The organism is Microcoleus sp. C2D2 (genome assembly GCF_036702495.1).
Lineage (GTDB): Bacteria > Cyanobacteriota > Cyanobacteriia > Cyanobacteriales > Microcoleaceae > Microcoleus.
This window is the reverse complement of the sequence record NZ_JAUBTO010000265.1, coordinates 1-5883: the sequence shown is the minus strand read 5'-3', so window position 1 is coordinate 5883 and position 5883 is coordinate 1. Positions and strand designations below refer to the sequence as shown.

Genomic DNA, 5883 nt, shown 5'->3' with positions numbered 1-5883 from the left:
TATCTATCTCGGATGGAATCGGCGATTATTGAAAATAATGGCTTTATTGATAAATATATTGGTGATGCGATTATGGCGCTATTTAGCGGTAATCCTGATAATGCAGTAAACGCCAGTATTGTGATGCTGCATCAACTTCAAGTATACAATCAAGAGCGAGTTAATTCGGGTTATGCCCCGATTAAGATTGGGATTGGCATTAATACGGGGAATTTAATGTTAGGCACGGTGGGGGGGGAAAATCGCATGGATACGACGGTAATTAGTGATGCGGTGAATTTAGCTTCTCGTGTGGAAGGATTAACAAAAACTTATGGTGTTGCTTTACTGATTACACAGCAGACTTTTAACAAATTAGCTAATCCTAGCAACTATGCTATGCGGATGATCGCTGAAATTAGTGTAAAGGGAAAAGTAGACTTATCTACAATATATGAAGTTTTTGATGCAGATATTCCTGAAACAAAGCGAGGGAAATTAGCAACAAAAGATTTATTTAATCAAGCTTTGATCTTATACCGACAACAGAGATTTATCCAAGCAACAGAATTATTTGGTCAATGTTTAAAACTCTGTCCTTCGGATCAAGTTGCTCAAATTTATTGGGAGTGGTGTGAACAAAAAACTATTAGTTTAAACATCGAGCTGTTAGAGAGAAGTGTAGCATTAATCAAACCTCACGCTGATGAATTTGTAAGTGACTTTTATGAAATTCTTTTTAATGATTCTGATGAGATTAAAACTCTTTTCATGAATACAAAAATGGAACAGCAAAAAGAAAAGCTTTGGCAAAGCTTAGAAATAATTATTGAAAATTTACGCAAACCTAAGTTAATTAATGTTTTTGCTAAAGGATTAGGTGCAACTCATGCCAAATATGGCGTTTTAGTAGAACATTTTCCGATTGTTGCCAATGCACTCATTCAAGCCCTGAAGGCGCAGATGGGTTTAGAGTGGACACCTGAAACTGAAAAAGCTTGGGTCGATGCTTATACAATTATTCAGTCAGCTATGATTGATGGAATGACACTTATGTGACCTAGATCAGGTGTTTGATGCTGACGGGCTAGAAATCAAAGCGGGCAAGTTAGCTACGTTGGAATTGTTTGCAGAAGCGAGGGCAATTTACTGGGAAGGGAAGTTTGCTGAAGCGGCAGGGCTGTTTTCGGAGTGTTGGCGTCACAATCAGGGCGATCGCGCTGCTAAAATTTATTGGGAACGCTGTCAGTCTGCATTGATGAATCGCACAAAAATCAAAGACAGGTCACACAATTTAGATTAATTGCAACAGTCCCAAACTCGATCGCTACATTATTACACCGCGAGTCCCTGATGGCTTTGAGAGTCGGCTTCTGGTGAGAGTTGGGGGCCCCGTAGCGCGAGGGAACTCTCACCAGCTATAGCAGATGTTGAAGGCTTTAGTTATCTAGAAGATCAGGAAAATGCAATTGGGGGCAATGGTTTGAGCGATTAAGAACATCCTCACCATCGGGCGCGGTTGCTATATCTCAACATCAAGGCAACAGAAAATGCGATCGGCGGTTAACGGACAATACAAACCTTGCTCGCGGAATCCGGACAACCAGAAAGTATTTGCAGGCTGCTAGCCAAAAAACTAAACATTTGTTAACAAACCTTATTGTTTCCTTTTTAACGCGCTATTGTGGAAACAAAGCTGGTGCATTTTGACTGCGCGTTAATTTTTACCTCAAAAATCAATATGCTGTCCATTCCAGGCGTTGCCACCCAGACGCTGCTTTACGAAAGTGCCAACTCTCTGGTTTACCGGGCGATTCGGGAAGCAGATAACCAGCCGATTATCCTCAAACTTCTCAAAGAAAGCTACCCCACACCTCAAGAATTGGTGCGCTACCGCACCGAATACCGCATCACCCAAGAGCTAAAACAGCCGGGAGTCGTGCGGGTTTATGACTTGCAAAAATACCAAAACAGCCTCGTGATGTTTGTGGAGGACTTTGGCGGCGAATCCTTGACAATTTGGATGCAGCAGCGAAAATTTACTCTCGAAGAATTTTTACTCCTGGCGATCGCCACAACTGAAATTTTAGGGCAAATTCACAGCGCCAACATCATCCACAAAGATATTAACCCTTCTAATATTGTTTACAACCCCGAAACAAAACAATTAAAAATTATTGACTTTGGCATTTCTACTCAGCTAACGCGAGAAACACCGATACTGAAAAACCCCGGAGTTCTTGAAGGAACTCTCGCTTACATTTCGCCCGAACAAACTGGGAGGATGAACCGCGCTCTCGATTACCGCAGTGACTTTTACTCCCTCGGCGTCACCTTCTACGAATTGCTGACAGGAAAACTGCCTTTTGAGACAGAAGATACTTTAGAGTTGGTTCACTGCCACATTGCCAGACAGCCGATTCCTCCGCAGGAAATCGCTCCCAGAATTCCCCTAATTCTCTCGCAAATAGTCAGTAAATTGATGGCGAAGAATGCCGAAAACCGCTATCAAACAACCGGGGGAATCAAGCACGATTTAGAAATGTGTCTGGTTCAATTACAAGAAACGGACAGCATAGAAGAATTTGACTTGGGAACGCGGGATATTACAGACCGTTTCCTGATTCCCGAAAAACTCTACGGTAGAGAAACTGAAGTCGCTCAACTATTAGCTGCCTTTGAACGAGTCAGTACAGGTAGCGCCGAAATGATGCTGGTGGCTGGCTTTTCAGGTATTGGTAAAACCTCCGTAGTGAACGAAGTCCACAAGCCGATAGCCAGACAGCGTGGCTATTTTATTAAAGGCAAATACGACCAATTTGGGCGCAATATTCCTTTCAGTGCATTTGTGCAAGCCTTTCGAGAGTTGATGGGGCAATTATTATCAGAAAGTGACGCTCAATTACAAACATGGAAAACCAGGATTTTGACAGCAGTAGGCGACAGCGGGCAAGTGCTAATTGAGGTAATTCCTGAATTAGAACGCATCATTGGCCCTCAAAGTCCTGCACTAGAACTGTCGGGGAGTGCCGCCCAAAATCGCTTTAATTTGCTGATGGAAAAGTTTGTGCAAGTATTTACCACAGCAGAACATCCATTGGTGATGTTTTTAGATGATTTGCAGTGGGCGGATTCGGCATCCCTGAAGTTGCTACAACTGTTAATGCAGGATAGGGGGCATCTGTTAGTGTTAGGTGCTTATCGGGATAATGAGGTATCCGCTGCTCATCCGTTTATGTTGACGGTGGATGAAATTATCAAGTCTGGGGCAGTGGTGAATACTATTACCCTGCAACCGTTGAGTTTAGCAGATCTCAATCAGTTGGTAGCAGATACGCTGATTTGCGACTTATCTTTGGCCGGGCCCTTGACAGAATTGGTTTATCAAAAAACCAAAGGTAATCCATTTTTCTCGACTCAATTCCTCAAGGCATTGTATGAAGATGGTCAAATTATCTTTGACCCCCCTGTGTCCCCCCTGAGTAAGGGGGGAAGTAAAGGCGGGTGGCAGTGCGATATTGCTCGAGTTACATTTGCCGACGCCTCGGATGTGGTGGAGTTTATGGCGGTGCAATTGCAGAAATTGCCTGCCCCTACTCAGGAGGTTCTCAAACTTGCCGCCTGCATTGGGGCGCAGTTTGATTTAGATACCTTGGCAATAGTCAGCGAAGAACTACCCGAACAAACAGCATCAGCACTTTGGAGAGCATTACAAGAAGAACTCATTTTACCCATTACAGAAGGCTATAAATGCTTCATTCCCACAGATGATCGATCCCATACTGAGTCTATTACCAATCCCACTTATCGCTTCCTGCACGATCGCGTCCAGCAAGCCGCTTATTCCCTCATTCCTGAGGAAAAAAAGCAAGCAACTCATCTCCTAATCGGACAATTGTTACTACAAAATTCCTCAAACATAGAGCAGGATGAAAAAAAATTTGAGATTGTCAGACACTTAAATCATGGTAAGGATTTAATCACTCAACCAAGCGAACGGCAAGCATTAGCCGAATTAAACCTAGTGACAGGGCGGAAAGCCAAAACTTCTAACGCTTATGCTGCCGCAACGGTATATTTACAAACGGCGATGGGGCTACTGACAACAGACTGTTGGAAAAATCAGTATGAATTGACCCTAAATATTTACATCGCCACGGCAGAAGCTGAATATTTAAATCTTAACTTTAAGGAGTCATTAAATTTAGCGGAATTGGCTCTCAATCAAGCAAATAGTTTACTGGAAAAATTGAAAATCTATGAATTAAAAATGCAGATTCATATGGCTAAACTAGAAATGGTAACGGCAGTAGATATTGGTTTAGAAGTGTTAGAAAAACTAACAATTTCTTTACTAGAAATAGAAGTTGACAAGCAGTTAATAATTGACTTACCAAATCTTGAGGATTTAGATAATTTGCCAGTTATGACAGATCCATATAAGCTGGCAGCAATGCAGATTTTAAAAAGCCTCTGTGCTCCTGTATTTATGGCAAGACCAGAGATTTTTCCGCAAATAATCATCACCATGATTAATTTGTGTCTTAAATATGGAGATTCGGCTATATCATCTTTTGCCTATGGGTTTTACGGGTTATTGCTAGTAGGATTGGGTCAATTAGATAGAGGTTATCAGGCCGGTTTAATTGCATTAAAGTTATTAAATAAATTTAAGGATAAAGAATTAAAAGCCAAAGTTTATAACTTGTTTAATGCCAATATTCGCACTTGGAAAGAACACGCCCGAAATAGTGTCGATCCTTTGCGGCAAGGAGTAGAATCCGGGCTAGAAGTAGGTGATTTAGAATGGGCTGGATATTGTGCTGCAAATTTGTGTAGTTACTTATTTTTTACGGAGAATAACTTAGAAGCTGCCGTCCAGCAACAAGGAGTTTATGTTGATTTGTGTATTAACATTAAACAAGAAATTTCTATTCACTTTTCACAAGTATGGCGACAATTAGGTTTAAATTTACAGCTTCAAGCAGCAGATTCCCTATTATTGAGCGGTGAAAGTTTTGATGAAGAAAAAAATTTGTCTCGCATCATTGCTGCTAAATCGGGAACAGTTTTATTTATGTTTTATGTGGCTAAAACTATTCTAGTTTACTTGTTGGGCGATAGTAGCCAAGCCTTAAAAAATGTGGCCCTAGCACAGGAGCAAGCCGGACAAGCTTTTGGTTTTATGCAAGTCGTAGTTCTCAATTTTTACCATTCGCTAATTTTGTTAAAGCGCTATGCTGAAGTCACGCTAGATGAACAAAAAAACTACTGGAAACAAGTCAATGTTAATCAGGAAAAAATGAAATTCTGGGCCGAAAGTGCGCCCGAAGTAAACCACCATAGATATGAATTAATTGAAGCGGAAAAAGCTAGGGTGTTAGGGATTAATTGGCAAGCATTAGAGTTATACGAGCGCGCCATTCAACTCGCTAAAAAAAATCACTTGCTCAACGAAGAAGCACTAGCTAATGAACTAGCAGCCAAATTTTATATAGAAAGGGGCAAAGAAAAAATTGCTCAAACCTACATGATTGAGGCGTATTATTGTTATGTCCAATGGGGAGCAACTGCTAAGGTAAAAGATTTAGAAACGCGATATCCCCAGTTATTAAAACCAATTCAACCGAGAAATAAAAACACTCAAACTACCGCCAGAGTGACGACAGGTTCGGAATTTAACTTAGATATCACCACAGTAATGAAAGCTTCTCAGGCGATTTCCGGTGAAATAATGCTAGATAAGCTAATGTCGAGCTTGATGAAAATTTTGATAGAAAGTGCCGGGGCGCAAAGAGGATATCTAATTTTATCAAGCCAGGAAAAGCTGTTAATTGAAGCTGAAGGGACAATAAATTCCCAACAAGTCACCGTGTTGCAGTCAATCCCCGTTGAAACCTGTCA

The 5883-nt window shown here is 41.2% G+C and carries 3 protein-coding genes; all 3 read left to right on the top strand.

Annotated features, from left to right (window positions below):
* Positions 1 to 1038, top strand: a 1038-nt coding sequence (locus QUB61_RS37320) for a globin domain-containing protein (RefSeq protein WP_333190401.1), incomplete at its 5' end; no start/stop codon positions are given.
* Positions 1039 to 1048: 10 nt separating this feature from the next.
* Positions 1049 to 1282 carry a hypothetical protein gene (locus tag QUB61_RS37315; RefSeq protein WP_333136261.1) on the top strand — a complete coding sequence of 78 codons (234 nt, stop codon included), beginning with the start codon at positions 1049 to 1051 and terminating at the stop codon, positions 1280 to 1282.
* A 438-nt stretch (positions 1283 to 1720) separates the two neighbouring features.
* Positions 1721 to 5883: serine/threonine-protein kinase PknK (locus QUB61_RS37310; protein ID WP_333136260.1), on the top strand; the 4163-nt coding region annotated here is incomplete at its 3' end.